Annotated in this window: 28 protein-coding genes; 2 read left to right on the top strand and 26 right to left on the bottom strand. The window is 59.7% G+C overall.

Annotated elements, in window-relative coordinates:
- Nucleotides 1–96: 96 nt before the first annotated feature.
- The 22 genes from rplR to rpsL all read right to left on the bottom strand — a co-directional run bounded on the left by rplR (nt 97) and on the right by rpsL (nt 12,925).
- On the bottom strand, nt 97–459 hold the full coding sequence (rplR, locus tag AM571_RS08110) for a 50S ribosomal protein L18 (protein WP_074060957.1): 363 nt from the start codon (nt 457–459) through the stop codon (nt 97–99).
- Nucleotides 460–471: 12 nt separating this feature from the next.
- Nucleotides 472–1,005, bottom strand: a complete 534-nt coding sequence (gene rplF / locus AM571_RS08105) for a 50S ribosomal protein L6 (protein ID WP_022718380.1) — start codon at nt 1,003–1,005, stop codon at nt 472–474.
- 42 nt (nt 1,006–1,047) lie between these two features.
- Nucleotides 1,048–1,446, bottom strand: coding sequence for a 30S ribosomal protein S8 (gene rpsH / locus AM571_RS08100; RefSeq protein WP_022718381.1), 399 nt, complete (start codon nt 1,444–1,446; stop codon nt 1,048–1,050).
- Nucleotides 1,447–1,458: 12 nt separating this feature from the next.
- The gene (rpsN, locus tag AM571_RS08095; protein WP_074060956.1) at nt 1,459–1,764 is read right to left on the bottom strand and encodes a 30S ribosomal protein S14; all 306 of its coding nucleotides are present in this window, start codon (nt 1,762–1,764) and stop codon (nt 1,459–1,461) included.
- Between the two features lie 32 nt (nt 1,765–1,796).
- Nucleotides 1,797–2,354 (bottom strand): 50S ribosomal protein L5, encoded by a 558-nt coding sequence (gene rplE, locus AM571_RS08090; protein ID WP_022718383.1) that lies wholly within the window; start codon nt 2,352–2,354, stop codon nt 1,797–1,799.
- Complete coding sequence (gene rplX, locus AM571_RS08085; RefSeq protein WP_022718384.1) at nt 2,347–2,655, bottom strand: 50S ribosomal protein L24; 309 nt, start codon at nt 2,653–2,655, stop codon at nt 2,347–2,349. The genes rplE and rplX overlap by 8 nt, the downstream gene beginning before the upstream one ends.
- Nucleotides 2,656–2,667: 12 nt before the next feature.
- The gene (gene rplN / locus AM571_RS08080; RefSeq protein ID WP_018900268.1) at nt 2,668–3,036 is read right to left on the bottom strand and encodes a 50S ribosomal protein L14; all 369 of its coding nucleotides are present in this window, start codon (nt 3,034–3,036) and stop codon (nt 2,668–2,670) included.
- A 264-nt stretch (nt 3,037–3,300) separates the two neighbouring features.
- Nucleotides 3,301–3,540, bottom strand: a complete 240-nt coding sequence (rpsQ, locus tag AM571_RS08075; RefSeq protein ID WP_003547557.1) for a 30S ribosomal protein S17 — start codon at nt 3,538–3,540, stop codon at nt 3,301–3,303.
- Between the two features lie 12 nt (nt 3,541–3,552).
- Nucleotides 3,553–3,753: a 50S ribosomal protein L29 gene (rpmC, locus tag AM571_RS08070; RefSeq protein WP_022718385.1), complete on the bottom strand. Its 201-nt coding sequence runs from the start codon at nt 3,751–3,753 to the stop codon at nt 3,553–3,555.
- Between the two features lie 10 nt (nt 3,754–3,763).
- Entirely contained in the window at nt 3,764–4,177 is a 414-nt protein-coding gene (rplP, locus tag AM571_RS08065; protein ID WP_022718386.1) for a 50S ribosomal protein L16, read from the bottom strand.
- A gap of 36 nt (nt 4,178–4,213) precedes the next feature.
- Complete coding sequence (rpsC, locus tag AM571_RS08060) at nt 4,214–4,933, bottom strand: 30S ribosomal protein S3 (protein WP_022718387.1); 720 nt, start codon at nt 4,931–4,933, stop codon at nt 4,214–4,216.
- Nucleotides 4,933–5,322: a 50S ribosomal protein L22 gene (gene rplV / locus AM571_RS08055; RefSeq protein ID WP_074060955.1), complete on the bottom strand. Its 390-nt coding sequence runs from the start codon at nt 5,320–5,322 to the stop codon at nt 4,933–4,935. The genes rpsC and rplV overlap by 1 nt, the downstream gene beginning before the upstream one ends.
- A gap of 2 nt (nt 5,323–5,324) precedes the next feature.
- A complete protein-coding gene (gene rpsS, locus AM571_RS08050; RefSeq protein ID WP_007531666.1) occupies nt 5,325–5,603 on the bottom strand; it encodes a 30S ribosomal protein S19 in 279 nt (92 codons plus the stop codon).
- Between the two features lie 15 nt (nt 5,604–5,618).
- Nucleotides 5,619–6,455 carry a 50S ribosomal protein L2 gene (gene rplB / locus AM571_RS08045; protein ID WP_074060954.1) on the bottom strand — a complete coding sequence of 279 codons (837 nt, stop codon included), beginning with the start codon at nt 6,453–6,455 and terminating at the stop codon, nt 5,619–5,621.
- Between the two features lie 11 nt (nt 6,456–6,466).
- Entirely contained in the window at nt 6,467–6,760 is a 294-nt protein-coding gene (locus AM571_RS08040) for a 50S ribosomal protein L23 (protein ID WP_022718390.1), read from the bottom strand.
- Nucleotides 6,757–7,377, bottom strand: coding sequence for a 50S ribosomal protein L4 (gene rplD / locus AM571_RS08035; protein ID WP_022718391.1), 621 nt, complete (start codon nt 7,375–7,377; stop codon nt 6,757–6,759). Before rplD ends, AM571_RS08040 begins: the two co-directional genes overlap by 4 nt.
- A gap of 12 nt (nt 7,378–7,389) precedes the next feature.
- Nucleotides 7,390–8,031, bottom strand: coding sequence for a 50S ribosomal protein L3 (gene rplC / locus AM571_RS08030; RefSeq protein ID WP_022718392.1), 642 nt, complete (start codon nt 8,029–8,031; stop codon nt 7,390–7,392).
- Between the two features lie 34 nt (nt 8,032–8,065).
- Nucleotides 8,066–8,374: a 30S ribosomal protein S10 gene (gene rpsJ / locus AM571_RS08025; RefSeq protein WP_003547547.1), complete on the bottom strand. Its 309-nt coding sequence runs from the start codon at nt 8,372–8,374 to the stop codon at nt 8,066–8,068.
- 259 nt (nt 8,375–8,633) lie between these two features.
- Nucleotides 8,634–9,809 carry an elongation factor Tu gene (gene tuf / locus AM571_RS08020; protein ID WP_039844630.1) on the bottom strand — a complete coding sequence of 392 codons (1,176 nt, stop codon included), beginning with the start codon at nt 9,807–9,809 and terminating at the stop codon, nt 8,634–8,636.
- A gap of 68 nt (nt 9,810–9,877) precedes the next feature.
- A complete protein-coding gene (gene fusA / locus AM571_RS08015) occupies nt 9,878–11,977 on the bottom strand; it encodes an elongation factor G (protein ID WP_074060953.1) in 2,100 nt (699 codons plus the stop codon).
- A 29-nt stretch (nt 11,978–12,006) separates the two neighbouring features.
- Nucleotides 12,007–12,477, bottom strand: a complete 471-nt coding sequence (gene rpsG / locus AM571_RS08010) for a 30S ribosomal protein S7 (RefSeq protein ID WP_022719192.1) — start codon at nt 12,475–12,477, stop codon at nt 12,007–12,009.
- 76 nt (nt 12,478–12,553) lie between these two features.
- Nucleotides 12,554–12,925 carry a 30S ribosomal protein S12 gene (gene rpsL / locus AM571_RS08005; protein WP_022719193.1) on the bottom strand — a complete coding sequence of 124 codons (372 nt, stop codon included), beginning with the start codon at nt 12,923–12,925 and terminating at the stop codon, nt 12,554–12,556.
- Between the two features lie 501 nt (nt 12,926–13,426).
- On the opposite strand from rpsL, the gene AM571_RS08000 reads away from it, so the two are divergent.
- Nucleotides 13,427–13,720, top strand: coding sequence for a transcriptional regulator (locus AM571_RS08000; RefSeq protein WP_074060952.1), 294 nt, complete (start codon nt 13,427–13,429; stop codon nt 13,718–13,720).
- Nucleotides 13,721–13,724: 4 nt separating this feature from the next.
- The gene (locus tag AM571_RS07995) at nt 13,725–14,156 is read left to right on the top strand and encodes an NUDIX hydrolase (protein WP_074060951.1); all 432 of its coding nucleotides are present in this window, start codon (nt 13,725–13,727) and stop codon (nt 14,154–14,156) included.
- Nucleotides 14,157–14,507: 351 nt separating this feature from the next.
- Here the strand turns inward: AM571_RS07995 and rpoC are convergent, their stop codons facing one another.
- The 4 genes from rpoC to rplJ form a co-directional block, all read right to left on the bottom strand.
- Complete coding sequence (gene rpoC, locus AM571_RS07990; RefSeq protein ID WP_074060950.1) at nt 14,508–18,719, bottom strand: DNA-directed RNA polymerase subunit beta'; 4,212 nt, start codon at nt 18,717–18,719, stop codon at nt 14,508–14,510.
- A 190-nt stretch (nt 18,720–18,909) separates the two neighbouring features.
- Complete coding sequence (gene rpoB, locus AM571_RS07985; protein WP_074060949.1) at nt 18,910–23,052, bottom strand: DNA-directed RNA polymerase subunit beta; 4,143 nt, start codon at nt 23,050–23,052, stop codon at nt 18,910–18,912.
- A 257-nt stretch (nt 23,053–23,309) separates the two neighbouring features.
- Entirely contained in the window at nt 23,310–23,693 is a 384-nt protein-coding gene (gene rplL, locus AM571_RS07980) for a 50S ribosomal protein L7/L12 (protein ID WP_022719200.1), read from the bottom strand.
- Between the two features lie 58 nt (nt 23,694–23,751).
- The gene (gene rplJ, locus AM571_RS07975) at nt 23,752–24,270 is read right to left on the bottom strand and encodes a 50S ribosomal protein L10 (RefSeq protein ID WP_022719201.1); all 519 of its coding nucleotides are present in this window, start codon (nt 24,268–24,270) and stop codon (nt 23,752–23,754) included.
- Nucleotides 24,271–24,575 lie beyond the last annotated feature (305 nt).

Below are 24,575 nucleotides of genomic sequence, written 5' to 3'. Positions count from 1 at the left end.
CGAATAAACGAGGACCGCATCAGTCTCCCGTAAGGAAGCGTTTGCGGCCCGGTGAAAATCCGGCCGCCGTCAAAAGACGCGCGGCCGGAAACCTCTTTAGAAGGTCAGACCGCCTTCGCGGGCCGCTTCGGCAAGTGCCTTGATGCGGCCGTGATAGATGAAGGCGCCACGGTCGAATACGACCTCCTTGACGCCTGCCTTGGAGGCGCGCTCTGCGACAAGCTTGCCGACGAGGGCAGCTGCCGCGGTATCGGCACCGGTCTTCAGAGAACCGCGCAGATCCTTATCGAGCGTGGAGGCAGCCGCAAGCGTCTTGCCGGCCACATCATCGATGATCTGTGCGTAGATGTTCTTCGAGGAGCGATGAACCGACAGGCGCGGACGGCCATTGGCCACCGCCTTGAGTTGACGGCGCACGCGGTTGGCACGACGTGCAAGTGCTTCTTTCCTGCTAGCCATTTCGCGTGATCCTTACTTCTTCTTGCCTTCTTTGCGGACGATGCGCTCGTCAGCATACTTCACGCCCTTGCCCTTGTAGGGCTCGGGACCGCGATATTCGCGGATTTCGGCGGCGACCTGGCCGACCTGCTGCTTGTTGATGCCGGTGACGACGATTTCCGTCGGCTTCGGAACAGCGATCGAGATCCCGACCGGCGGCTCATAGACCACGTCGTGGCTGAAACCGAGAGCCAGCTGCAGGTTCTTACCCTGCATGGACGCACGATAACCAACGCCGTTGATTTCGAGCTTGCGCTCGTAACCGTCCTTGACGCCCTTGAAGATGTTCTCGATCATCGTGCGGGACATGCCCCACTTTGCGCGAGCATCCTTGGTCTGGTTGAGCGGCGTGACCACGACCGCGTTATCTTCGAGCTTTACGCCGACTTCGTCGTTTGCGACGAAGAACAGCTCGCCCTTCGGGCCCTTTGCAGTAACCTTCTGGCCATCGACCGTAGCCGTGATCCCAGCAGGTACCTGAACGGGCTTCTTACCGATACGAGACATTTTTAAATCCTGTCTGTTCGCAATGGAGGTTTCTGCCCTGTCTTAGAAGACAGAGCAAAGAACCTCGCCACCAACGTTCTGTTCGCGAGCCTGGTGATCGGCCATCACGCCCTTCGGGGTCGAAAGGATGGTGATGCCGAGACCGTTCGCGACCTGCGGAATGGACTTGACCGAGACATAAACCCGGCGGCCCGGCTTGGACACACGGCCGATCTCGCGGATCACCGATGTGCCTTCGTAGTACTTCAGCTCGATGCTGAGTTCCGACTTGCCATTGCCGAAATCGACAACGGAATAGCCACGGATGTAGCCTTCGGACTGCAGGACATCGAGAACGCGTGCACGGAGCTTGGACGCAGGCGTCGAAACCGACGACTTGCGGCGGGAAGCGCCGTTGCGGATGCGAGTGAGCATATCGCCCAACGGATCAGTCATTGTCATCTAACCTGCTCCTTACCAGCTCGACTTGACGATGCCCGGCACCTTGCCGAGATTGCCCAGTTCACGCAGCGCGATACGCGACATGCGCAGTTTGCGGTAGTACGCGCGCGGGCGGCCCGATACTTCGCAACGGTTGCGAATGCGGGTCTTCGATCCATCGCGCGGCAGGGATGCCAGCTTGATCGAGGCCTTGAACCGCTCTTCGATCGGAAGAGACTGGTTCATGATGATCGCCTTCAGGGCTGCGCGCTTGGCAGCCTGATTTGCGACCGCAGTACGGCGGCGCTTGTTCTTTTCAACTGCGCTTGTCTTCGCCATGTCAGGTTCCTTTTCTACGCTCGTCGTTACGGTTACTGACGGAACGGGAAGTTGAACTCTGTCAGCAGAGCCCGTGCTTCGTCGTCCTTCGTTGCCGTCGTGCAAACGATGATGTCCATGCCCCACATCTGATCAACCTTGTCGTAGTTGATCTCAGGGAACACAATGTGCTCCTTGATGCCCATGGCGAAGTTGCCACGGCCGTCAAAGCTCTTCGGGTTCAGGCCGCGGAAGTCGCGAACGCGCGGAAGCGCGATGTTCACGAGACGGTCCAGGAACTCGTACATGCGGGCGCCGCGCAGGGTGACCTTGGCGCCGATTGGCATCTGCTCGCGGACCTTGAAGCCAGCGATCGAGTTGCGTGCACGGGTGATCACCGGCTTCTGGCCGGCGATCGCTGCCAGGTCGGCTGCAGCAATGGTCGGCTTCTTCGAATCAGCCGTTGCTTCGCCAACACCCATGTTGATCACGATCTTGTCGAGCCTCGGGATCTGCATCTCGTTGGCATAGGAGAACTTCTCCTGCATCGCCTTGCGGATGCGCTCGACATATTCCTTCTTGAGCCGCGGCTCATACTTTGCCTCAGCCATCGATCACATCTCCAGAACGCTTGGCCACACGGACCTTCTTGCCGTCAACGACCTTGAAACCGACGCGGGTCGGCTTGCCGTCCTTGTCGACGATTGCAATGTTGGACAGGTGAACCGAGGCTTCCTTGCTGATGATGCCGGCTTCCTGCGTCTGCGTCTGGCGCTGATGGCGCTTGACGACGTTGACGCCTCGCACGACCGCGCGATCTTCCTTCGGCAGAACCTGGAGGACTTCGCCGGTGCGGCCCTTGTCCTTGCCTGCGAGCATGACGACCTTGTCGCCTTTACGAATCTTCTGCATCGTTCCCGCTCCTTACAGTACTTCGGGAGCCAGCGAGATGATCTTCATGTGGTTCTTGGCGCGAAGTTCGCGCGGAACCGGTCCGAAGATACGGGTGCCGATCGGCTCTTTCTTGTTGTCGATGAGGACTGCTGCATTCGTGTCGAAGCGGATGATGCTGCCATCCACGCGACGGATTTCCTTGGCGGTACGAACTACCACCGCCTTCATCACGTCACCCTTCTTCACGCGGCCGCGCGGGATCGCTTCCTTGATCGAAACGACGATGACGTCGCCGATCGAGGCATACTTGCGCTTCGAGCCGCCCAGCACCTTGATGCACATGACACGACGTGCGCCGGAATTATCCGCGACGTCGAGGTTTGTTTGCATCTGAATCATATCAGGTCGCCTTCTTGTTTTACCGGAATGGTTGGGCTTGCGCCCCCTACCCCGGCTCATGAAAATTGTCAGCCCGCCGAACCCGCCTCAAGGGCGGGTACAGACACGGCAATAGCTTGAATAGCGCGGGAAAAATCGTGCCAAGGTGGTTTCCCGACGGGACCTTCCATGCGCTCAAAGCAAAAGAACGCCCGGCATTCGAGCGTTCTGACGCTGCTTCATACAGAAATTTCGGCGAGACGCAAGGCCTCGCGCAAAATTCTGTTACTTGCCCTGGGCGGAAATCACCGTCCAGCGCTTGTCCTTGGAAATCGGCGCGCATTCCTCGATGGATACGGTATCGCCGATCTTGTACTGGTTGTTTTCGTCGTGGGCCTTGTACTTCTTGGAACGACGAACGGTCTTCTGAAGCAGCGGGTGAGCGAAACGGCGCTCAACGCGAACTACGACAGTCTTCTCGTTCTTGTCGCCAACGACAACGCCCTGCAGAATGCGCTTCGGCATGTTGTTCTTCCTTTACGCCTTTGCTTCTGCCGCCTTCTGGCGGGCAATGGTTTTCACGCGGGCGATGTCCTTGCGGACTTCGTTGATGCGCGAGGACTTTTCGAGCTGGCCGGTTGCCTTCTGGAAGCGCAGGTTGAACTGCTCCTTCTTGAGGTTGGCGAGCTTGTCCTTGAGTTGATCGGCCGTGAGGCCGCGGACTTCTTCGGCTTTCATCTGCCTCTCCTTACTCTGCAATGCGCTGAACGAAGCGCGTCTTGACCGAGAGCTTGGCCGAGCCGAGACGAAGCGCCTCGCGGGCGATCTCTTCGGTGACGCCGTCGATCTCGAACATCATTCGGCCAGGCTTGACCTTGCATGCCCAATATTCGACGGAGCCCTTACCCTTACCCATGCGGACTTCGGTCGGCTTTGCGGTTACCGGAACGTCCGGGAACACGCGGATCCATACACGGCCGGCGCGCTTCATGTAACGCGTGATCGCGCGGCGGGCCGCTTCGATTTCACGTGCATTGACGCGGTTGGGCTCCTGAGCCTTCAGGCCGAATTCACCGAAGGCGAGGTCGGAACCACCCTTGGCGACGCCCTTGATGCGGCCCTTGAATTGCTTGCGGTACTTGGTACGCTTTGGCTGCAACATTTTCTTATTCTCCGAACTTATCTGCCACCAACGCTATCAAGCGTTGTCGCGGCGACGATCGCGATCACGGCTTGCCGGACCCTGAGCGTCACCCTCGAGTGCGCGGCGCTCGGAGGCCAGCGGATCGTGCTCAAGGATTTCGCCCTTGAAGATCCAGACCTTGATGCCGCAGATGCCGAATGCGGTTTCGGCTTCAGCCGTACCGTAGTCGATGTCCGCACGCAGGGTGTGCAGCGGAACGCGGCCTTCGCGGTACCATTCGGTACGAGCGATTTCCGCGCCGCCGAGACGGCCTGCGCAGGTGATCCTGATGCCTTCGGCGCCAAGACGCATTGCAGACTGAACTGCGCGCTTCATGGCGCGGCGGAAAGCCACGCGGCGCTCCAGCTGCTGGGCGATCGACTGGGCGACGAGCGTCGCGTCGACTTCCGGCTTGCGCACTTCGACGATGTTGAGGTGCGTTTCGGAGTTCGTCATGTCCGACAGCTTCTTGCGGAGCTTGTCGATGTCTGCACCCTTCTTGCCGATGATCAGACCCGGGCGAGCCGAGTGGATCGTGACGCGGCACTTCTTGTGCGGACGCTCGATGACGACCTTTGCAATACCAGCCTGCTTCAGTTCGCTCATGACGAACTTGCGCATCTTCAGGTCTTCGTGCAGGAGCTGGCCGTACTCGGCATTGTCCGCGAACCAGCGGCTATCCCAGGTGCGGTTGATGCCAAGACGGAAACCGATTGGATTGATTTTCTGACCCATTATGCGGCCTCCTCTTGTGCCTGCACTTCGCGGACGACGATCGTCAGGTGGGCGAACGGCTTCTCGATGCGAGATGCACGGCCGCGGCCACGAGCGTGGAAACGCTTCATGACGATCGACTTGCCGACATAGGCTTCTGCTACGACCAGCGCGTCGACGTCGAGATCGTGGTTGTTCTCGGCGTTGGCGATCGCAGATTCGAGCGTCTTCTTGACGGCGCCTGCGATGCGCTTGCGAGAGAACTCCAGCTCAGCGAGTGCGCGGTCAACCTTCTTGCCGCGGATGGCCGCAGCAACCAGATTGAGCTTCTGTGGGCTGACGCGGAGCGTGCGGGCGACTGCTTGCGCCTCGTTGTCCTTCAGCCGGCGTTCGGCTTTTGCCTTGCCCATCGTTACTTCCTCTTTGCCTTCTTGTCCGCACCGTGACCGTAATAGGTCCGGGTCGGAGAGAATTCACCGAATTTGTGACCGACCATGTCTTCATTGACGCTGACCGGAACATGCTTGCTGCCGTTGTAGACGCCGAAGGTGAGACCGACGAACTGCGGCAGGATCGTGGAGCGACGGCTCCAGATCTTGATTACTTCTGCACGTCCGCCTTCACGAACCTTCTCAGCCTTCTTGAGAAGATAGCCGTCAACGAACGGACCTTTCCATACTGAACGAGCCATTGGAGACTTCCTCTCTTACTTCTTACGCTGATGACGCGAGCGCATGATCATCTTGTCGGTCGACTTGTTCGACCGGGTACGCTTGCCCTTGGTCGGCTTGCCCCACGGGGTAACCGGATGACGGCCACCCGAGGTGCGGCCTTCACCACCACCGTGCGGATGGTCGACAGGGTTCATGACGACGCCGCGGTTATGCGGCTTCTTGCCACGCCAGCGCGAACGGCCGGCCTTGCCATCATTGATGTTGCCGTGGTCCGGGTTGGAAACCGCACCGATCGTCGCCAGGCAGGTGCCGTGGACGAGGCGCTGTTCACCCGAGTTCAGGCGAAGGATCGCCATGCCCTGGTCGCGGCCGACGAGCTGTGCGTAACCGCCTGCCGAACGTGCGATCTGACCGCCCTTGCCCGGCTTCATTTCCACGTTGTGGATGATGGAGCCGACCGGGATGAACTGAAGCGGCATGGTGTTGCCCGGCTTCACGTCGACGGCCTTGTCGGAAGCGACGACCTTGTCGCCGGCAGCGAGGCGCTGCGGAGCGAGGATGTAGGCCTGTTCGCCGTCCGTGTAGGTTACGAGCGCGATATATGCCGTACGGTTCGGGTCATATTCGATGCGCTGAACCGTGCCCTCGACGTCAAACTTGCGGCGCTTGAAGTCGACGAGACGATAGGTGCGCTTATGACCGCCGCCCTGGAAACGGACCGTGATGCGGCCGGCGTTGTTGCGGCCACCCTTGGAGGTCAGGCCTTCCGTCAGCACCTTGACCGGCTTGCCCTTCCACAGGCCAGAACGGTCAACGATGACGAGCTGGCGCTGGCTCGGGGTCGTAGGATTGAATGTTTTCAATGCCATTTTCTTATTCCTCAGAGACCGGTGGAGACGTCGATCGTCTGGCCCTCAGCCAGCGTCACGACAGCCTTCTTCACGTCCTTCTGCTTGCCGACAAAACCGCGGAAACGCTTGGTCTTGCCCTTGCGGAGCAGAGTGTTGACGGCCGTGACCTTGACGCCGAAGAGCGCCTCGACTGCAGCCTTGATTTCCGGCTTCGTGGCCGCCTTGGCGACGTTGAAAACAACCTGGTTGTTTTCCGATACCAGCGTGGACTTTTCGGTGATCGCCGGCGAGACGATCACATCGTAGTGGCGAAGATCGGTCACTTGAAACGCTCCTCTAGAGCTTCAACGGCAGCCTTGGAAAGCACGAGCTTGCCGCGGCGCACGATGTCGTAAACGTTGATGCCCTGGATCGGCAGAACATCGATGTTCGGGATGTTCTTCGCTGCAAGCTTGAAGTTGCCGTCAAGCTCAGCGCCGCCGATGAAGAGCGCATTGGTCAGGCCCAGCGTCTCAAAAACGGATGCGAGAGCCTTGGTCTTTGCTTCAGCAGCGACCAGATTGTCGATGACGATCACGTCCTCGGACTTGAACTTGGCCGACAGTGCGTGACGCAGACCCAGCGCGCGAACCTTCTTCGGAAGGTCGTGCTCGTGGCTGCGGGCGACCGGACCGTGAGCCTTACCACCGCCGCGGAACTGCGGGGCGCGAGCCGAATGGTGACGAGCGCGGCCCGTACCCTTCTGCTTGTACATCTTGGCGCCGGTGCGCGAAACGTCCGCGCGGCCCTTTGCCTGGTGGGTGCCCTGCTGCTTCTTGGCAAGCTGCCAGCGGATGACGCGGGCAAGAATGTCTTCGCGGGGCTCGAGGCCGAAAATCGCGTCAGAGAGAGAAACCTTCCCTGCGTCTTTTCCCTCGAGGGTCTTGACGTTGAATTCCATTGGTCCGGCTCCTTACTTCGCTGCCGACTTGACGGCATCGCGCACGATGATCCAGGCACCCTTGGAACCGGGTACTGCACCCTTGATCAGGATCAGACCGCGATCTTCATCGGTCGAAACCACTTCCAGGTTCTGAGTCGTTACGCGCGTCTGGCCCATGTGACCAGCCATCTTCTTGTTCTTGAACACCTTGCCCGGATCCTGGCGCGAACCCGTCGAACCATGCGAACGGTGCGAAACCGACACGCCGTGCGTGGCGCGCAGACCGCCGAAGCCGTGGCGCTTCATGGCGCCGGCAAAACCCTTACCGATGGTCGTACCCGTCACGTCGACGAGCTGACCTGCAGCGAAGTGACCAGCCTTGAGCTCGGTGCCGACCTCGAGCAGATTGTCTTCCGAAACGCGGAATTCTGCGAGCTTGGCCTTCGGCTCGACGTTGGCGACAGCAAAGTTGCCGCGCATCGCCTTGGACGTGTTCTTAACCTTCGCCTGGCCAGCACCGAGCTGAACTGCGGTATAGCCATTCTTTTCTACAGTGCGCGTGGAAACGACCTGGCAGCCTTCCATACGCAATACTGTTACCGGGACATGCTCGCCAGCGTCGTTGTAGACGCGGGTCATTCCCACCTTCTGTGCAATCACACCTGAACGCATCGGTTCAATCCTTCCAAATCCGCTCGAGCCAGGCTCAGAGCTTGATCTCAACATCGACACCGGCGGCCAGATCGAGCTTCATCAGCGCGTCCACCGTCTGCGGGGTCGGGTCTACGATGTCGAGGAGGCGCTTATGCGTGCGCATCTCGAACTGCTCGCGGCTCTTCTTGTCGATGTGCGGGGACCGGTTGACCGTAAACTTCTCGATGCGGGTCGGAAGCGGAACGGGGCCCCGGACACTAGCTCCGGTGCGCTTCGCCGTCGACACAATCTCGCGCGTGGAAGCATCGAGAATTCGGTGATCGAACGCCTTCAGGCGAATGCGGATATTTTGGCCGTTCATTCGACGTTATCCTTGTGTTTGTTCTTCGCGTGCCAACAAAACGGCACGGGCTGTTCTACTTTTTCCTAAGGCGGACCACCGGTTTCAAAGATCGAAGGGGACACCGAAACGATGTCCCTTTCCAGTCTCCAGGCCTTAAGGCCCACCTTATCTGTTCATTGCCTGCCTCGAAGCCGAAGCAGAAGCAAATCGCGCTCGCGCGCCATTTGCTACATTTTTATGTCATAAGCAAGCGGCCCTGGGCCGCTTGCTTAAAAGATTACTCTACGATCGATGCAACGATACCGGCGCCGACGGTGCGGCCGCCTTCGCGGATGGCGAAGCGCAGCTTTTCTTCCATGGCGATCGGCACGATCAGCTCGACGTCAACCGTGACGTTGTCACCCGGCATCACCATTTCCGTGCCTTCCGGCAGCGTCACGATGCCCGTCACGTCCGTCGTGCGGAAGTAGAACTGCGGACGGTAGTTGGTGAAGAACGGCGTATGACGGCCGCCTTCTTCCTTCGTCAGGATGTAGGCTTCAGCCTTGAACTTCTTGTGCGGCTTCACCGAACCCGGCTTGCACAGGATCTGGCCACGCTCGACGCCGTCGCGGTTCACGCCGCGGATCAGTGCGCCGATGTTGTCGCCGGCCTGGCCCTGGTCGAGCAGCTTGCGGAACATTTCAACGCCGGTCACCGTCGTCTTCGAGGTCGGGCGGATGCCGACGATCTCGACTTCTTCGCCAACCTTGACGATACCGCGCTCGACGCGGCCGGTCACGACCGTACCGCGGCCCGAGATCGAGAACACGTCTTCGATCGGCATCAGGAACGGCTGATCGATCGGACGCTCAGGCGTCGGGATGTAGGCGTCCACCTGAGCCATCAGCTCGCGGATCGCGTCTTCGCCAATCTTCTTGTCGGAATCTTCAAGAGCAGCCAGCGCCGAACCCTTGACGACCGGAATGTCGTCGCCCGGGAAGTCGTAGGACGACAGCAGTTCGCGCACTTCCAGCTCGACGAGTTCGAGAAGCTCGGCGTCGTCAACCTGGTCGACCTTGTTCAGGAACACCACGATTGCCGGAACGCCCACCTGGCGGGCGAGCAGGATGTGTTCGCGGGTCTGCGGCATCGGGCCGTCGGCAGCCGAGCAGACCAGGATCGCGCCGTCCATCTGTGCGGCACCGGTGATCATGTTCTTGACGTAGTCGGCGTGGCCGGGGCAGTCAACGTGCGCGTAGTGACGGTTGGCCGTCTCGTACTCGACGTGCGCCGTCGAAATCGTGATGCCGCGGGCCTTTTCTTCCGGCGCAGCGTCGATCTGGTCATACGCCTTGAACTCGCCGAAATACTTCGTGATCGCCGCCGTCAGAGACGTCTTGCCGTGGTCAACGTGGCCGATCGTGCCGATGTTAACGTGCGGCTTGTTGCGCTCAAACTTACTCTTTGCCATTTTCGGCTCTCCATTCTGCTAGTCCCCGAAGGGATCTAATTCTTGTTATCGGTCAATTGGTATTCCGGTCACTTCTGACCGGAATACTTTGCCTGGATTTCGGTTGCGACGTTCGACGGAACCGGCGCGTAGTGATCGAAGGTCATCGTGTACTGAGCGCGGCCCTGCGACATGGAGCGCAGGTTATCGACGTACTTGAACATGTTCGCCAGAGGAACGTTCGCGTTGATGACGACAGCGATACCGCGGCTCTCCTGGCCCTGGATCTGCCCACGACGAGAGTTCAGGTCGCCGATGACGTCGCCGACATAGTCTTCCGGCGTCACGACTTCGACCTTCATCATCGGCTCGAGCAGCTGAGCGCCAGCCTTCTTTGCCGCCTCGCGGAAGCAAGCGCGCGAGGCGATTTCGAATGCCAGGACCGACGAGTCGACATCGTGGAAGGCACCGTCGACCAGCGTCGCCTTGACGCCGAGCATCGGGAAGCCTGCGAGCGGGCCGGAGGTCAGAACGCTCTCGATGCCCTTCTGGACGCCCGGGATGTATTCCTTCGGAACAGCACCGCCGACGATCTTGGACTCGAACTTGAAGTCGTCGCCTTCCGGGTTCGGTTCGAAGATGATCTTGACGCGCGCGAACTGGCCGGTACCACCGGACTGCTTCTTGTGCGTGTAGTCTTCCTCGTGCGTCTTCGTGATGGTTTCGCGGTAGGCAACCTGCGGCGCGCCGACGGTTGCTTCAACCTTGAACTCGCGACGCATGCGGTCAACGATGATGTCGAGGTGAAGTTCACCCATGCCGGCGATGATCGTCTGGCCTGACTCCTGGTCCGTCTTCACACGGAAGGACGGGTCTTCGGCAGCCAGGCGGTTGAGCGCAAGGCCCATCTTTTCCTGGTCGCCCTTGGTCTTGGGCTCGATGGCGATCTGGATGACCGGCTCGGGGAATTCCATGCGCTCGAGGATAACCGGCTTCAGCGGATCACACAGCGTATCGCCAGTGGTGGTCTCCTTGAGGCCTGCGAGAGCAACGATATCGCCTGCGAAGGCTTCTTCGATGTCTTCACGCGAGTTGGAGTGCATCTGAAGCATGCGGCCGACGCGCTCGCGCTTGTCCTTGACCGTGTTCATGACCGACGCGCCCTTTTCGAGCTTGCCGGAATAGATGCGGGCGAAGGTGAGCGAACCGACGAAGGGGTCGTTCATGATCTTGAAGGCGAGCATGGAGAGCGGCTCGGCGTCATCGGGATGACGCTCGATCTCAGCTTCCGTCTTTACGTCGATACCCTTGATCGCCGGGATGTCGAGCGGCGACGGCAGGTAGTCGACGACGGCATCGAGCAGCGGCTGAACGCCCTTGTTCTTGAAGGCGGTACCGCAGAACATCGGATGGAACTTGACGTCGATGGTGCCGCGGCGAACGAGCGCGCGGATCTGATCGTTGTCCGGCATGTTGCCTTCGAGATAGGCCTCCATTGCGGCTTCGTCGATCTCGACAACCGTCTCGATCAGCTTTTCGCGATATTCTTCAGCCTTGGCCTTCATGTCTTCCGGGATTTCGACGACGTCCCACTGAGCGCCGAGCGATTCGTCGCGCCAGATGAGCGCGTTCATCTCGATCAGGTCGACAACGCCCTTGAACTCGGTTTCTGCGCCGATCGGCAGCTGCATGACGACCGCCGTCGCCCCAAGACGGGTCTTGATCATCTCGACGGAGCGGTAGAAGTCCGCACCGGTCTTGTCCATCTTGTTGCAGAAGATCATGCGCGGAACGTGATACTTCTCGGCCTGGCGCCAGACGGTTTCTGTCTGCGGCTCGACACCGGCGTTGGCATCGAGAAGCGCGATGGCGCCGTCGAGAACGCGCAGCGAACGCTCGACTTCGATCGTGAAGTCGACGTGTCCGGGGGTGTCAATGATGTTGAAGCGGCGCATCTTGCCGTCACGGCCCTTCCAGAAGGTCGTGGTCGCAGCGGAGGTGATCGTGATGCCACGCTCCTGCTCCTGCTCCATCCAGTCCATGGTGGCTGCGCCGTCGTGGACTTCGCCGATCTTGTGCGACTTACCGGTGTAATAAAGAATACGTTCGGTCGTCGTGGTCTTGCCGGCGTCGATGTGCGCCATGATACCGAAATTGCGGTAGTCTTCGATTTTATATTCGCGAGCCATTGTGGACTGCCTTTCGATACCGTTCGGAATTACCAGCGATAGTGCGAGAACGCACGGTTAGCATCGGCCATCTTGTGCGTGTCTTCGCGCTTCTTGACGGCACTGCCGCGGTTGTTGGATGCATCGAGAAGCTCGCCCGAAAGGCGGTCAACCATGGTCGTTTCGTTGCGCTTGCGGGCAGCAGCGATCAGCCAGCGAATGGCGAGAGCCTGGCGGCGCTCCGGACGGACGTCGACCGGGACCTGGTAGGTCGCACCACCAACGCGGCGCGAGCGGACTTCAACGTGCGGGGCGATGTTATCGAGCGCAGCGTGGAAGACCGCGATCGGCTCCTGCTTGGACTTGCCCTGCACGACGTCGAATGCGCCGTATACGATGTTTTCAGCAACGGACTTCTTGCCGTCGAGCATGATGGCATTCATGAACTTCGTGACAACCAGATCGCCGAACTTCGGGTCCGGGTTGATCTCGCGCTTTTCTGCTCTGTGACGTCGGGACATACTTCTCGTCTCTTCAACTGTTAAGGCGCTTTACCACGCGGAGAACCTCGCGCAGCGCCGGAAAACAAAAACCGAATTACTTCGGACGCTTCGCACCGTACTTCGAACGGCGCTGCTTGCGGTTCTTGACACCCTGGGTATCGAGAACGCCGCGGATGATGTGGTAACGGACACCCGGAAGGTCCTTCACGCGGCCGCCACGGATCATGACGACGGAGTGTTCCTGAAGGTTGTGACCTTCGCCGGGAATGTAACCAATGACTTCGAAGCCGTTGGTGAGGCGGATCTTGGCAACCTTACGCAGAGCCGAGTTCGGCTTCTTCGGCGTCGTCGTGTAGACGCGGGTGCAAACGCCGCGCTTCTGCGGGTTTTCCTGCAAGGCAGGAACCTTGTTACGCTTTACACTTGCCTGGCGAGGCTTGCGGATCAGCTGGTTTACGGTAGGCATTCAACCATCCCTTACGTTTATCTCTCAAACCCTTGCGGGCGTAACTCGCGCCGTCTCCGGCAAGATCACACGGCTGTCGTCAATGCGCAAAATGTGGCCCGATCCGCTTGCGCAGATGGACCACTGAAGGCAGAGGACGCAAAAAAGACATGCGTCGTGCGTGCAGGCATCATATCTTCAACGTGCGTTTCGAACCTTGTTTGAGGAGAACTCCAGGACGAGACGTCCCGGACAGCCATGCCTCACATGGGTTCCGATGGCGCGGGTACTACTGGTTTCCCGCTGGTTCGTCAAGGCCGGTTAACAAATAATCTTGGGCGGATCGGCTTGAAACCCTTGCTCCGTGCGCTCTTTGAAGGCTTTTAGACGCAACCGATACCGCATGCCAAGTTGAACTTGGGCATCGCTGCAAAAACGGATAAGGAATCAGCGCTCGCGGGCCCCGCGCCTGTCAAATGCGGATTCGAGTTTCGAATCGCTAAATATCCAAAGGACCGATGAATGATCGAGAAGCCCGACAACGACAACAATTCCGTAGGCCCGATGATCTTCATCATTATCGGCAAGGGCTACGAGTCCGATGGCGCCGAGGGTGTCGACCTGCACGTGATGTTGAAGGCCGCCGATGACGACAGCGCCGTGCGCGAGGCGCTGAACGCCCTCGCGGAAGAGGGCTTCATCGAGGCCGACCTCGACCAGATCGGTATGCTGACCGACGTTCCCGAAGAAGAGCCGCATGCCTCGGCTTACCAAGGCGCGCTCGAAGGCGAAGTCGCCATCATCCGCTTCAACTGAAGACATGGCGAGGCCGGATGCGCTAAAGGTGCTGATCTATGCCACCTGGCGCGGCCGGCTCCTTGTTTTCGACGAACCGGATTTTCCGGACATCGAACTGCAGGTTCCGGGCGGGACGGTCGAACCCGGCGAGGGCCTTGAGCAAGCTGCAGCCCGCGAATTCGCCGAAGAGACAGGTCTTGCGCTGCCCAATACTCTTCGCCCGCTTGCAATCGATGATTACCGCTTTATCAAGAACGGAGCCGCCATCTGCCACCGGCGGCATTACTTTCACGTCGATCTGGAAGGTCCCTACCCCGACACCTGGCTTCATCACGAGATGACGCCGTTCGACGGTGACTGTCCGATCCTGTTCCGCTTTTTCTGGATTGATGTCGCAGCAGCGAAGGCCAAGCTCGGTTATGGAATGCACAATTGCCTCGTCCTGCTTGCCTAACCGGTGCAAGCTGGGAAATTGATCGCTGAGCGTTCATCGCGCTTTGGCAACGTGCTGAAAGTGCCCCCAACGAAACGCTGATCGGTATTTCAACTTAACAAAAGCGTCCTGCCGGTGAACACGAACGGCTTCGACGTCGGCCATGCGGCGGCCAGGGCGGCATCGAGCGATCCCAGGTGATTTTTCCTCATTGGAAAGCCGCATGAGGTTTTGAGCCCTGTGAACGACTTCCGCAGGATAGGTGGAGGCGGCTGCAAGAAAAATGGAGATCGCTGCCCCTGGCCGCGCGATCAAACAAAAAAACCGCCCGGATCGCTCCGGGCGGTTGTCAGTTCTGAGGCAGGCCGCCTACTATTCGGCAGCCGAAGCGTTTTCGCCGGCCATGTCCTGGAGCATCGGAGTTGCGGCATCCGCGCCCGTGCCCTTGCGGCGTTCTTCGAGGATCATCTCATCGCGCGACGTCGCGATGCGGCGGATTGCCGTCATGGTGCCGCCGGTACCGGCCGGGATGAGCCGTCCGACGATGACGTTTTCCTTGAGACCCTGCAGGCCGTCGGTCTTGCCCGCGATAGCAGCTTCCGTCAGCACCTTCGTCGTTTCCTGGAAGGAAGCGGCGGAGATGAAGGACGGGGTCTGCAGCGACGCCTTGGTGATGCCCAGTAGAACCGGCTCGCCATAGGCAGGCTTCTTGCCCTGCTCGATCAGGCCGTCATTGACGTCCTCGAGCTCGATACGGTCGACGTTGTCGCCGACGATATAGGTCGAGTCGCCCGCATCGGTGATTTCCACCTTCTGCAGCATCTGACGGACAATCACTTCGATGTGCTTGTCGTTGATGACAACGCCCTGCAAGCGGTAGACTTCCTGGATTTCGTTGACGAGGTAGGAAGCCAGCGCCTCCACGCCCTTGATCGCCAAGATGTCGTGCGGTGCCGGGTTGCCGTCGAGGATGTAGTCGCCTTTTTCGATATAGTCGCCTTCCTGAAGGTGGAAGGGCTTGCCCTTCGGGATCAGGTATTCGACAGGCTCGACACCGTCTTCCGCCGGCTCGATGATGACGCGGCGCTTGTTCTTGTAGTCACGGCCGAGGCGGATCGTACCATCGATCTCAGCGATGATGGCATGATCCTTCGGGCGGCGGGCTTCGAAGAGTTCGGCAACGCGCGGCAGACCGCCGGTGATGTCCTTGGTCTTGGCGCTTTCCAGCGGCGAACGGGCAAGTACGTCACCCTGCGAGACCTTCTGGCCCGGCTCGACCGAAAGGATCGCGTCGACCGAAAGCAGGAAGCGGGCATCGCCGCCGCGAGACAGCTTGGCGACGTTGCCGCTTGCGTCCTTGATGACGATTGCCGGCTTGAGGTCCGAACCACGTGGGGTCGAACGCCAGTCGATGACCTGACGCTTGGTGATACCCGTTGATTCGTCGGTCGCTTCGAGCACGGAGAGACCGTCGACAACGTCTTCGAACTGAACCGTACCGGCCAGTTCCGTCATTATCGGACGGGTGTAGGGATCCCACTCGGCAAGACGCTGGCCGCGCTTCACCTTGTCGCCCTCGTCCACATAAAGCTTCGAACCGTATGCAACGCGCTGCGAGGAACGCTCGACGCCACGCTCGTCCAGGATCTGGACGGTCATATTGCGACCCATGGCAACGAGGATGCCTTCGGAGTTCCGCAGAAGGTTGCGGTTCTTGATCTGAACCGTACCTTCATAGGAAGCTTCCAGGAACGACTGGTCGACCACGGTTGCCGTACCGCCAAGGTGGAAGGTACGCATGGTGAGCTGTGTGCCTGGCTCGCCGATCGACTGAGCCGCGATGACGCCGACTGCTTCGCCCATGTTGACCGGCGTACCGCGAGCAAGATCGCGGCCGTAGCAGACCGAGCAGACGCCGGTCTGGATCTCGCAGGTCAGTGCCGAACGGATGCGGATCGACTGGATACCGGCCTTTTCGATCTCGACGACGTCTGGCTCGAGGATCATCTTGCCGGCATCGACGATGCGCTCGCCGGTGACCGGGTGATCGATGTTGTCGAGTGCCGTACGGCCGAGGATACGTGCGCCGAGCGAGGCAACGACCTGACCGGCATCGACGATGGCGGTCATGGTGAGGCCCTTGTCGGTGCCGCAATCCACGGAGTTGACGATGCAATCCTGCGCGACGTCGACGAGGCGGCGGGTCAGGTAGCCCGAGTTCGCCGTCTTCAAGGCGGTGTCTGCCAGACCCTTACGGGCGCCGTGCGTCGAGTTGAAGTACTCGTTGACGGTCAAACCTTCCTTGAAGTTCGAGATGATCGGAGTCTCGATGATTTCGCCCGACGGCTTGGCCATCAGGCCGCGCATGCCGCCCAGCTGACGCATCTGGTTCGGAGAACCGCGGGCGCCCGAGTGGCTCATCATGTAGATCGAGTTCATAGGCTTCTGGCGGCCGGTCTTTTCGTCGAACTCGACAGCCTTGATGCGGGCCATCATCTCTTCGGCGACCTTCTCGGTGGCCTTGCCCCAGGCATCGACGACCTTGTTGTACTTTTCGCCCTGTGTGATGAGGCCGTCGTTATACTGCTGCTCGTATTCCTTCACGAGTGCTTCGGTATCGCCGACGATCTTCACCTTGGTATCCGGGATCACCATGTCGTCCTTGCCGAAGGAGATGCCGGCGCGGCAGGCATGCGAGAAGCCGAGCTGCATGATACGGTCGCAGAAAATGACCGTGTCCTTCTGGCCGCAATGACGGTAGACCGTATCGATCATCTTGGAGATGTTCTTCTTGGTCATTTCCTGGTTGCAGATGTCGAAGGGAACCTTGCCGTTTTTCGGAAGCAGTTCGCCGATGAGCAGGCGGCCCGGGGTCGTTTCATAGATCTTGGAGTACGGCTTGCCGTCCTCGCTGATCGACTTGAAGCGGCCGCGGATCTTGGTGTGCAGCGTGACGACCTTGCTTTCGAGTGCATGATGCAGCTCGCCGAGGTCGGAGAAGGCCATGCCTTCGCCCGGCTCGTTCTGGTTCATGATCGAGAGATAGTAGAGGCCGAGAACCATGTCCTGCGACGGAACGATGATCGGTGCGCCGTTTGCCGGGTGCAGGATGTTGTTCGTCGACATCATCAGGACGCGGGCTTCAAGCTGGGCTTCGAGAGACAGCGGCACGTGGACGGCCATCTGGTCACCGTCGAAGTCGGCGTTGAAGGCCGTGCAAACGAGCGGATGCAGCTGAATCGCCTTGCCTTCGACCAGGGTTGGTTCGAAGGCCTGGATGCCCAGGCGGTGCAGCGTCGGTGCGCGGTTCAAGAGAACCGGATGCTCGCGGATGACCTCGTCGAGGATATCCCAGACTTCCGGCTTTTCCTTCTCGACCAGCTTCTTTGCCTGCTTGACCGTCGAGGAATAACCCTTGGCGTCGAGGCGGGCGTAGATGAACGGCTTGAAGAGTTCGAGCGCCATCTTCTTCGGCAGGCCGCACTGGTGCAGCTTCAGCTCCGGGCCGGTCACGATGACCGAACGGCCGGAATAGTCGACGCGCTTGCCGAGCAGGTTCTGGCGGAAGCGGCCCTGCTTGCCCTTGAGCATGTCGGAGAGCGACTTCAGCGGGCGCTTGTTGGCACCCGTGATGACGCGGCCGCGGCGGCCGTTGTCGAACAGCGCATCGACGGATTCCTGCAGCATGCGCTTTTCGTTGCGGATAATGATACCCGGCGCACGAAGCTCGATGAGGCGCTTCAGACGATTGTTGCGGTTGATGACGCGGCGATAGAGATCGTTGAGGTCCGACGTCGCGAAGCGGCCACCATCGAGCGGAACCAGCGGACGCAGATCCGGCGGGATCACCGGAACGACCTTCATGATCATCCATTCCGGACGGTTGCCGGATTCCATGAAGTTCTCGACGATCTTCAGCCGCTTCATCAGCTTCTTCTGCTTGAGATCCGACGTGGTGTCGGCAAGCTCGGAACGCAGATCGCCGGCGATCTTCTCGAGGTTCATCGATGCCAGCATCTCGTAGATGGCTTCAGCGCCGATCATCGCCGTGAACTGGTCTTCGCCATATTCGTCGACGGCCAGCATGTACTCTTCTTCAGAGAGAAGCTGATGCTCCTTAAGAGCCGTCAGGCCAGGCTCGGTGACGATGTAGTTTTCGAAATACAAGACGCGCTCGACATCCTTCAGCGTCATGTCGAGCAAAGTGGAAATGCGGCTCGGCAGCGACTTCAGGAACCAGATGTGGGCAACGGGTGCTGCAAGCTCGATATGGCCCATGCGTTCGCGGCGAACGCGCGACAGTGTAACTTCGACGCCGCACTTTTCGCAGATGATGCCCTTGTATTTCATGCGCTTGTACTTGCCGCAAAGGCACTCGTAATCCTTGATCGGCCCGAAGATGCGCGCGCAGAAGAGACCATCGCGTTCCGGCTTGAACGTGCGGTAGTTGATGGTTTCCGGCTTCTTGATCTCACCGTAGGACCAGGAAAGGATCTTCTCCGGAGAGGCAATCGAAATCCGGATGGAGTCGAAATTCTGTGCAGGCACCTGCGGATTGAAAAGATTCATGACCTCTTGGTTCATGCCTGTCTCCTTCATGGGCGAAAGCGCCCTTAGCTTGCGATGGTCGGCGGCAAATCCCGGGAGCCGCGCCAACGCTCAAAACGACAATAACCGCACAATGCGGCGGAAACGTCCCTGCCCGGCCGCCTCATTACGGGGCCATGGCGGGAACGGCGTGCGCCCTCTTAAGGCGCACACCCCTATCAAGTGGTTACTCGGCTGCGTCCGGCAACTGGCTCGCCTGCTGCAGATCCTCGACCTTCGAGTTCTCCAGTTCGACGGAAAGGCCGAGCGAGCGCATCTCCTTGACGAGGACGTTGAAGCTTTCGGGAATACCCGCTTCGAACGTATCGTCGCCCCGGACGATGGCTTCGTAGACCTTGGTGCGGCCGGCAACGTCGTCCGACTTCACCGTCAGCATTTCCTGCAGCGTGTAGGCTGCGCCGTATGCTTCCAGAGCCCAGACCTCCATTTCGCCGAAGCGCTGGCCGCCGAACTGGGCCTTGCCGCCCAGCGGCTGCTGGGTCACGAGCGAGTAAGGACCGATCGAACGGGCGTGGATCTTGTCGTCGACCAGATGGTTGAGCTTCAGCATGTAGATGTAGCCCACGGTCACCTGACGGTCGAACTGCTCGCCGGTACGGCCGTCATACAGCGTCGACTGACCGGAGTCCTTGAGACCCGCCAGACGCAGCATGTCGTTGACATCGCCTTCATGGGCGCCGTCGAAGACGGGCGTTGCGATCGAAACGCCGCGCTTCCACTGGTCGGCAAGACGCAGAACCGAGTCATCGTCGAAGTCCTTGACCTGCTCGGCCTTCGGACCGTCGCCGACAACGTCGCCGATCGTCTTGCGCAGCGGTTCGATATTGCCGTTCGCCTTGTAGGCTTCGATCAGGTCACCGATCTGCTTGCCCATGCCAGCGCAAGCCCAGCCGAGGTGCGTCTCGAGGATCTGGCCGACGTTCATGCGCGAAGGCACGCCGAGCGGGTTCAGAACGACGTCGACATGCGTGCCGTCTTCGAGGAACGGCATGTCTTCGACCGGAACGATGCGCGACACAACACCCTTGTTGCCGTGACGGCCGGCCATCTTGTCGCCCGGCTGGATCTTGCGCTTCACTGCGACGAAGACCTTGACCATCTTCATGACGCCCGGAGGCATTTCGTCGCCGCGCTGGACCTTTTCGACCTTGTCCATGAAGCGCTGCTCAAGGCGCGACTTCGATTCGTCGTACTGGCCGCGGAGTGCTTCGAGTTCGCTCTGGACCTTCTCGTCCTCGACTGCGAACATCCACCACTGCGAGCGGGGGTATTCGGAGACGACGGCGTTCGATAGCTCTGTGCCCTTCTTGAAGCCCTTCGGGCCGGCGATGGACATCTGGCCGCGGAGCATCTCGATCAGACGGCCGTAGACGTTACGGTCGAGAATCGCCTGCTCGTCGTCACGGTCCTTGGCAAGACGCTCGATCTCTTCGCGCTCGATTGCCATCGCGCGCTCGTCCTTTTCAACGCCGTGGCGATTGAAAACTCGCACTTCGACGATCGTGCCGTAAGTGCCTGGTGGCATGCGCATCGACGTATCGCGGACGTCGGACGCCTTTTCGCCGAAGATGGCGCGCAGGAGCTTTTCTTCCGGCGTCATCGGGCTTTCGCCCTTCGGCGTGATCTTGCCGACAAGGATATCACCCGGCTGAACTTCGGCGCCGATGTAGACGATGCCTGCTTCGTCGAGGTTCTTCAGCGCTTCTTCCGAAACATTCGGGATATCGCGCGTGATTTCTTCGGGACCAAGCTTCGTGTCGCGCGCCATCACTTCGAATTCTTCGATGTGGATGGAGGTGAACACGTCGTCGGCAACGATACGCTCGGAGAGCAGGATCGAATCTTCGTAGTTATAGCCGTTCCACGGCATGAACGCGACGAGTGCGTTGCGGCCGAGAGCCAGGTCGCCGAGATCGGTCGACGGACCGTCCGCGAGAATGTCGCCGCGGTTGACAACGTCACCGACGGTGACCAGCGGACGCTGGTTGACGCAAGTGTTCTGGTTCGAACGCTGGAACTTCTGCAGCCGGTAGATATCGACACCGGACTTGCCGGCCTCGAGGTCTTCCGTTGCGCGGATAACGATACGCGTGGCGTCGACCTGGTCGACGACGCCACCGCGGCGCGCACCGATAGCTGCACCGGAGTCGCGAGCAACGACGGGCTCCATGCCGGTGCCGACGAACGGAGCTTCGGCACGCAGCAACGGAACAGCCTGACGCTGCATGTTCGAGCCCATGAGGGCGCGGTTCGCGTCGTCGTTTTCAAGGAACGGGATAAGAGCGGCTGCAACCGAAACGACCTGCTTCGGCGAGACGTCCATCAGGTTCATGCTGTCGCGCGGAGCGAGCATGACCTCGCCGGCGTGACGGCATACGACGAATTCGTCGACGAACGAACCATCCTTGTCGAGCTCGGCGTTGGCCTGTGCGACGTAGTACTTCGCCTCTTCCATGGCCGACAGATAAAGAACATCGTTCGTCACCTTGCCGTCGACGATGCGGCGATACGGGCTTTCGATGAAGCCGTACTTGTTGACGCGCGCAAAGGTCGCCAGCGAGTTGATGAGACCGATGTTCGGGCCTTCCGGCGTTTCGATCGGGCAAATACGACCGTAGTGGGTCGGATGAACGTCGCGGACTTCAAAGCCGGCGCGCTCACGGGTCAGACCGCCCGGGCCAAGTGCCGAGAGACGACGCTTGTGGGTGATTTCCGACAGCGGGTTGACCTGGTCCATGAACTGCGAGAGCTGCGAGGAGCCGAAGAATTCGCGAACGGCGGCAGCTGCCGGCTTCGCGTTGATCAGATCCTGCGGCATGACCGTGTCGATTTCGATCGAGGACATGCGCTCCTTGATCGCGCGCTCCATGCGCAAAAGGCCCAGACGGTACTGGTTCTCCATCAGCTCGCCGACCGAACGGACGCGGCGGTTGCCAAGGTTGTCGATATCGTCGATCTCGCCCTTGCCGTCACGCAGCTCGACGAGCATCTTGACCACGGCCAGGATGTCGTCCTTGCGCAGGACGCGGACAGTGTCTTCCACGTCGAGGTCGAGACGCATGTTCATCTTTACGCGGCCGACGGCGGAGAGATCGTAACGCTCCGCATCGAAGAACAGCGAGTTGAACATGGCTTCGGCCGATTCCATGGTCGGCGGTTCACCCGGACGCATGACACGGTAGATGTCGAACAGCGCATCCTGGCGGTTCTCGTTCTTGTCGGCGTTGAGCGTGTTGCGGATGTAGGCGCCGACATTGATGTGGTCGATGCCGAGAACCGGGATTTCGTCAAAACCGTTGGCGAGGATGACCGGCAAGGTCTTCTCGTCGATTTCGTCCCCGGCCTCGAGATAGATCTCACCCGTCGAGTAGTTGACGATGTCCTCTGCAAGGTAGTTGCCGTAGAGGTCGTCGTCCGTCGCCTTCAGAGCCTTGAGCCCCTTGTCGGAAAGCTGGCGGAGCAGACGCGGGGTCAGCTTCTTGCCCGCTTCGACCACGACTTCGCCGGTGTCGGCGTCGACCATCTCGGTGATTGCCTTGGCGCCCTTCAGCGCCTCGGGCTGGAAGGGAATGCGCCAGCCTTCGCCGTCGCGCTTGTAGAGCGACTTGGTGTAGAAAGTGTCGAGGATTTCCTCGCCATCCATGCCGAGGGCCATCAGCAGCGACGACACCGGAATCTTGCGGCGGCGGTCGATACGGGCGTAGACGATGTCCTTGGCGTCGAACTCGATGTCGAGCCAGGAGCCGCGATACGGGATAACGCGGGCGGCGAAGAGCAGCTTGCCGGAAGAATGGCTCTTGCCCTTGTCGTGGTCGAAGAAGACGCCCGGCGACCGGTGCATCTGGGACACGATCACGCGCTCGGTACCGTTCACGATGAACGTGCCATTGTTCGTCATGAGCGGCATGTCGCCCATGTAGACGGACTGTTCCTTGATGTCCTTGATCGACTTGGCGCCGGTATCCTCGTCGATATCGAACACGATCAGGCGGAGGGTAACTTTCAGCGGCGCCGCATAGGTCAGGTCGCGCTGGCGGCATTCGTCGACGTCGAACTTGGGCGGTTCGAACTCGTAGGACACGAATTCCAGCATCGAAGCGCCGGAGAAATCCGTGATCGGGAAAACTGATTTGAAGACGGCCTGAAGGCCTTCGTCAGGGCGGCCGCCCTTGGGCTCTTCAACCATCAGGAATTGGTCGTAGGACGCCTTTTGAACCTCGATGAGGTTCGGCATTTCTGCGACTTCGGGGATCTTACCAAAAAACTTGCGTACGCGCCTACGACCGTTGAACGAAAGGGTCTGAGCCATCGTCGCTCCTTCAAAATTGCATCCGGGCCTGCAACGGACGGGAACCGCTGGCCAGGCGATCCCGTCGATCAATGGATAATCCAATCTCGTCCCACTTCCCGAAGCCACATGGCCGGATTGCCCTGCGCTTCGGTTCGAGACCATGCTCTTGAAGAACCCATTACCCAAAAGCCGTTTTCACGCGGCTTTTGGGTAATTCGTTCACAAAAACGGCAAATGGGAGACGGTGAAGACCGCCTCCCAGATGCAGTTCAAGATTACTTGACGTCGGCCTTTGCGCCAGCGTCTTCAAGCTTCTTCTTGATGTCAGCGGCTTCAGCCTTGGAAACGGCTTCCTTGACAGCCTTCGGAGCGGCTTCAACGAGGTCCTTGGCTTCCTTGAGGCCGAGGCCGGTGATGGCGCGGACTTCCTTGATGACATTGATCTTGTTGGCGCCGGCATCCGTGAGGATGACGTCGAACTCAGTCTTTTCTTCTTCAGCAGCGGCAGCAGCGCCACCAGCACCACCAGCAGCGGCAGCAACAGCTACCGGAGCAGCAGCGGAAACGCCCCACTTTTCTTCGAGAAGCTTGGACAGTTCTGCAGCTTCCAGAACGGTCAGCGAGGAGAGGTCGTCTACGATCTTTGCGAGATCAGCCATTTTATCAGTTCCTTTTGTTCGGTTCGAACCGGTTTTCTATAAACAGCGAAAAACCGCCTTAAGCGGCTTCGTCCTTCTTGGCGTAAGCCGAAAACACGCGGGCAAGCTGGCTTGCCGGTGCTGCAACAACGCCTGCGATGCGGGTAGCCGGTGTCTGGATCATGCCCAGCAGCTTCGCGCGCAGTTCGTCCAACGACGGCAGGGTCGCAAGCGACTTGACTGCATCGGCGTTGAGCGTGGTTGTTCCCATGGCGCCGCCGAGCACAACGATCTTGTCGTTGCCCTTGGCGAAATCCACGACGACTTTCGGAGCGGTGATCGGATCGGCGCTGTATGCAATCAGCGTCTGACCGGTGAAGAGATTGGAAATCCCTTCCGCCTCCGTACCCTGAAGGGCGATCTTGGCCAGGCGGTTCTTCGCGACTCTGACGGTGCCGCCAGCAGCGCGCATCTTGGAACGAAAGTCGTTCATCTGCGCGACTGTAGCACCAGCATAGTGGGCCACGACAACCGAGCCCGAAGCCTTGAAGACTTCGTTCAGTTCCGTGACGAATTCGCGTTTTTCCGCTCTTTCCACTGCCTATCTCCAGTTGGCGGGACCGTGAAACGGACCCACCGGGTTGCCTTTGCCTCCCGGGATCAGAAGTGATCCCAAGCGGCGCTTGAGGATCCTGCCCCCTCGCGCTTCGCGCCAAAAAGGCCGAAGGCACAAGGCATCCAAGGCTCGAACCAAATCCATGAAGCTGAGCTTCATCGAAATTCGGGTCTTACCCGTCTCATGCAGGCCAAAAGTGATTAAGGGAAAACCACCTGCAATCTCGGACAGGATTCCGGATTTCTCCGGAATATTCCGGCCCCTTTCGAGGCCGGAATTCTTGCCAC

The organism is Rhizobium etli 8C-3, from assembly GCF_001908375.1.
Classification (GTDB): Bacteria; Pseudomonadota; Alphaproteobacteria; order Rhizobiales; family Rhizobiaceae; genus Rhizobium; species Rhizobium etli_B.
Note: the sequence above shows the minus strand (reverse complement) of the source record. Positions and strands in the feature narration are given on the sequence as shown.

Bases quoted from the DNA above. Each gene is read 5' to 3' on its own strand.
- rpsH (WP_022718381.1), bottom strand. From the start codon at position 1,446: ATGACAATGACTGATCCGTTGGGCGATATGCTCACTCGCATCCGCAAC.
- rplV (WP_074060955.1), bottom strand. From the start codon at position 5,322: ATGGGCAAGGCAAAAGCCGAACGCCGGCTGAAGGACAACGAGGCGCAA.
- rplP (WP_022718386.1), bottom strand. From the start codon at position 4,177: ATGTTGCAGCCAAAGCGTACCAAGTACCGCAAGCAATTCAAGGGCCGC.
- AM571_RS07995 (WP_074060951.1), top strand. From the start codon at position 13,725: ATGGCGAGGCCGGATGCGCTAAAGGTGCTGATCTATGCCACCTGGCGC.
- rplD (WP_022718391.1), bottom strand. From the start codon at position 7,377: ATGGAATTCAACGTCAAGACCCTCGAGGGAAAAGACGCAGGGAAGGTT.
- rplE (WP_022718383.1), bottom strand. From the start codon at position 2,354: ATGGCTGAGGCAAAGTATGAGCCGCGGCTCAAGAAGGAATATGTCGAG.
- rpsQ (WP_003547557.1), bottom strand. From the start codon at position 3,540: ATGCCGAAGCGCATTCTGCAGGGCGTTGTCGTTGGCGACAAGAACGAG.
- rpsS (WP_007531666.1), bottom strand. From the start codon at position 5,603: ATGGCTCGTTCAGTATGGAAAGGTCCGTTCGTTGACGGCTATCTTCTC.
- rplN (WP_018900268.1), bottom strand. From the start codon at position 3,036: ATGATTCAGATGCAAACAAACCTCGACGTCGCGGATAATTCCGGCGCA.
- rpsC (WP_022718387.1), bottom strand. From the start codon at position 4,933: ATGGGTCAGAAAATCAATCCAATCGGTTTCCGTCTTGGCATCAACCGC.
- rplF (WP_022718380.1), bottom strand. From the start codon at position 1,005: ATGTCTCGTATCGGTAAGAAGCCCGTTCAGGTACCTGCTGGGATCACG.
- rpoC (WP_074060950.1), bottom strand. From the start codon at position 18,719: ATGAACCAAGAGGTCATGAATCTTTTCAATCCGCAGGTGCCTGCACAG.
- rpsJ (WP_003547547.1), bottom strand. From the start codon at position 8,374: ATGAACGGCCAAAATATCCGCATTCGCCTGAAGGCGTTCGATCACCGA.
- rpsG (WP_022719192.1), bottom strand. From the start codon at position 12,477: ATGTCCCGACGTCACAGAGCAGAAAAGCGCGAGATCAACCCGGACCCG.
- rpoB (WP_074060949.1), bottom strand. From the start codon at position 23,052: ATGGCTCAGACCCTTTCGTTCAACGGTCGTAGGCGCGTACGCAAGTTT.
- rpsL (WP_022719193.1), bottom strand. From the start codon at position 12,925: ATGCCTACCGTAAACCAGCTGATCCGCAAGCCTCGCCAGGCAAGTGTA.
- AM571_RS08000 (WP_074060952.1), top strand. From the start codon at position 13,427: ATGATCGAGAAGCCCGACAACGACAACAATTCCGTAGGCCCGATGATC.
- rplR (WP_074060957.1), bottom strand. From the start codon at position 459: ATGGCTAGCAGGAAAGAAGCACTTGCACGTCGTGCCAACCGCGTGCGC.
- rpmC (WP_022718385.1), bottom strand. From the start codon at position 3,753: ATGAAAGCCGAAGAAGTCCGCGGCCTCACGGCCGATCAACTCAAGGAC.
- rplX (WP_022718384.1), bottom strand. From the start codon at position 2,655: ATGCAGAAGATTCGTAAAGGCGACAAGGTCGTCATGCTCGCAGGCAAG.
- fusA (WP_074060953.1), bottom strand. From the start codon at position 11,977: ATGGCTCGCGAATATAAAATCGAAGACTACCGCAATTTCGGTATCATG.
- rpsN (WP_074060956.1), bottom strand. From the start codon at position 1,764: ATGGCGAAGACAAGCGCAGTTGAAAAGAACAAGCGCCGCCGTACTGCG.
- rplL (WP_022719200.1), bottom strand. From the start codon at position 23,693: ATGGCTGATCTCGCAAAGATCGTAGACGACCTCTCCTCGCTGACCGTT.
- rplC (WP_022718392.1), bottom strand. From the start codon at position 8,031: ATGCGTTCAGGTGTGATTGCACAGAAGGTGGGAATGACCCGCGTCTAC.
- tuf (WP_039844630.1), bottom strand. From the start codon at position 9,809: ATGGCAAAGAGTAAGTTTGAGCGCAACAAGCCGCACGTTAACATCGGC.
- rplB (WP_074060954.1), bottom strand. From the start codon at position 6,455: ATGGCATTGAAAACATTCAATCCTACGACCCCGAGCCAGCGCCAGCTC.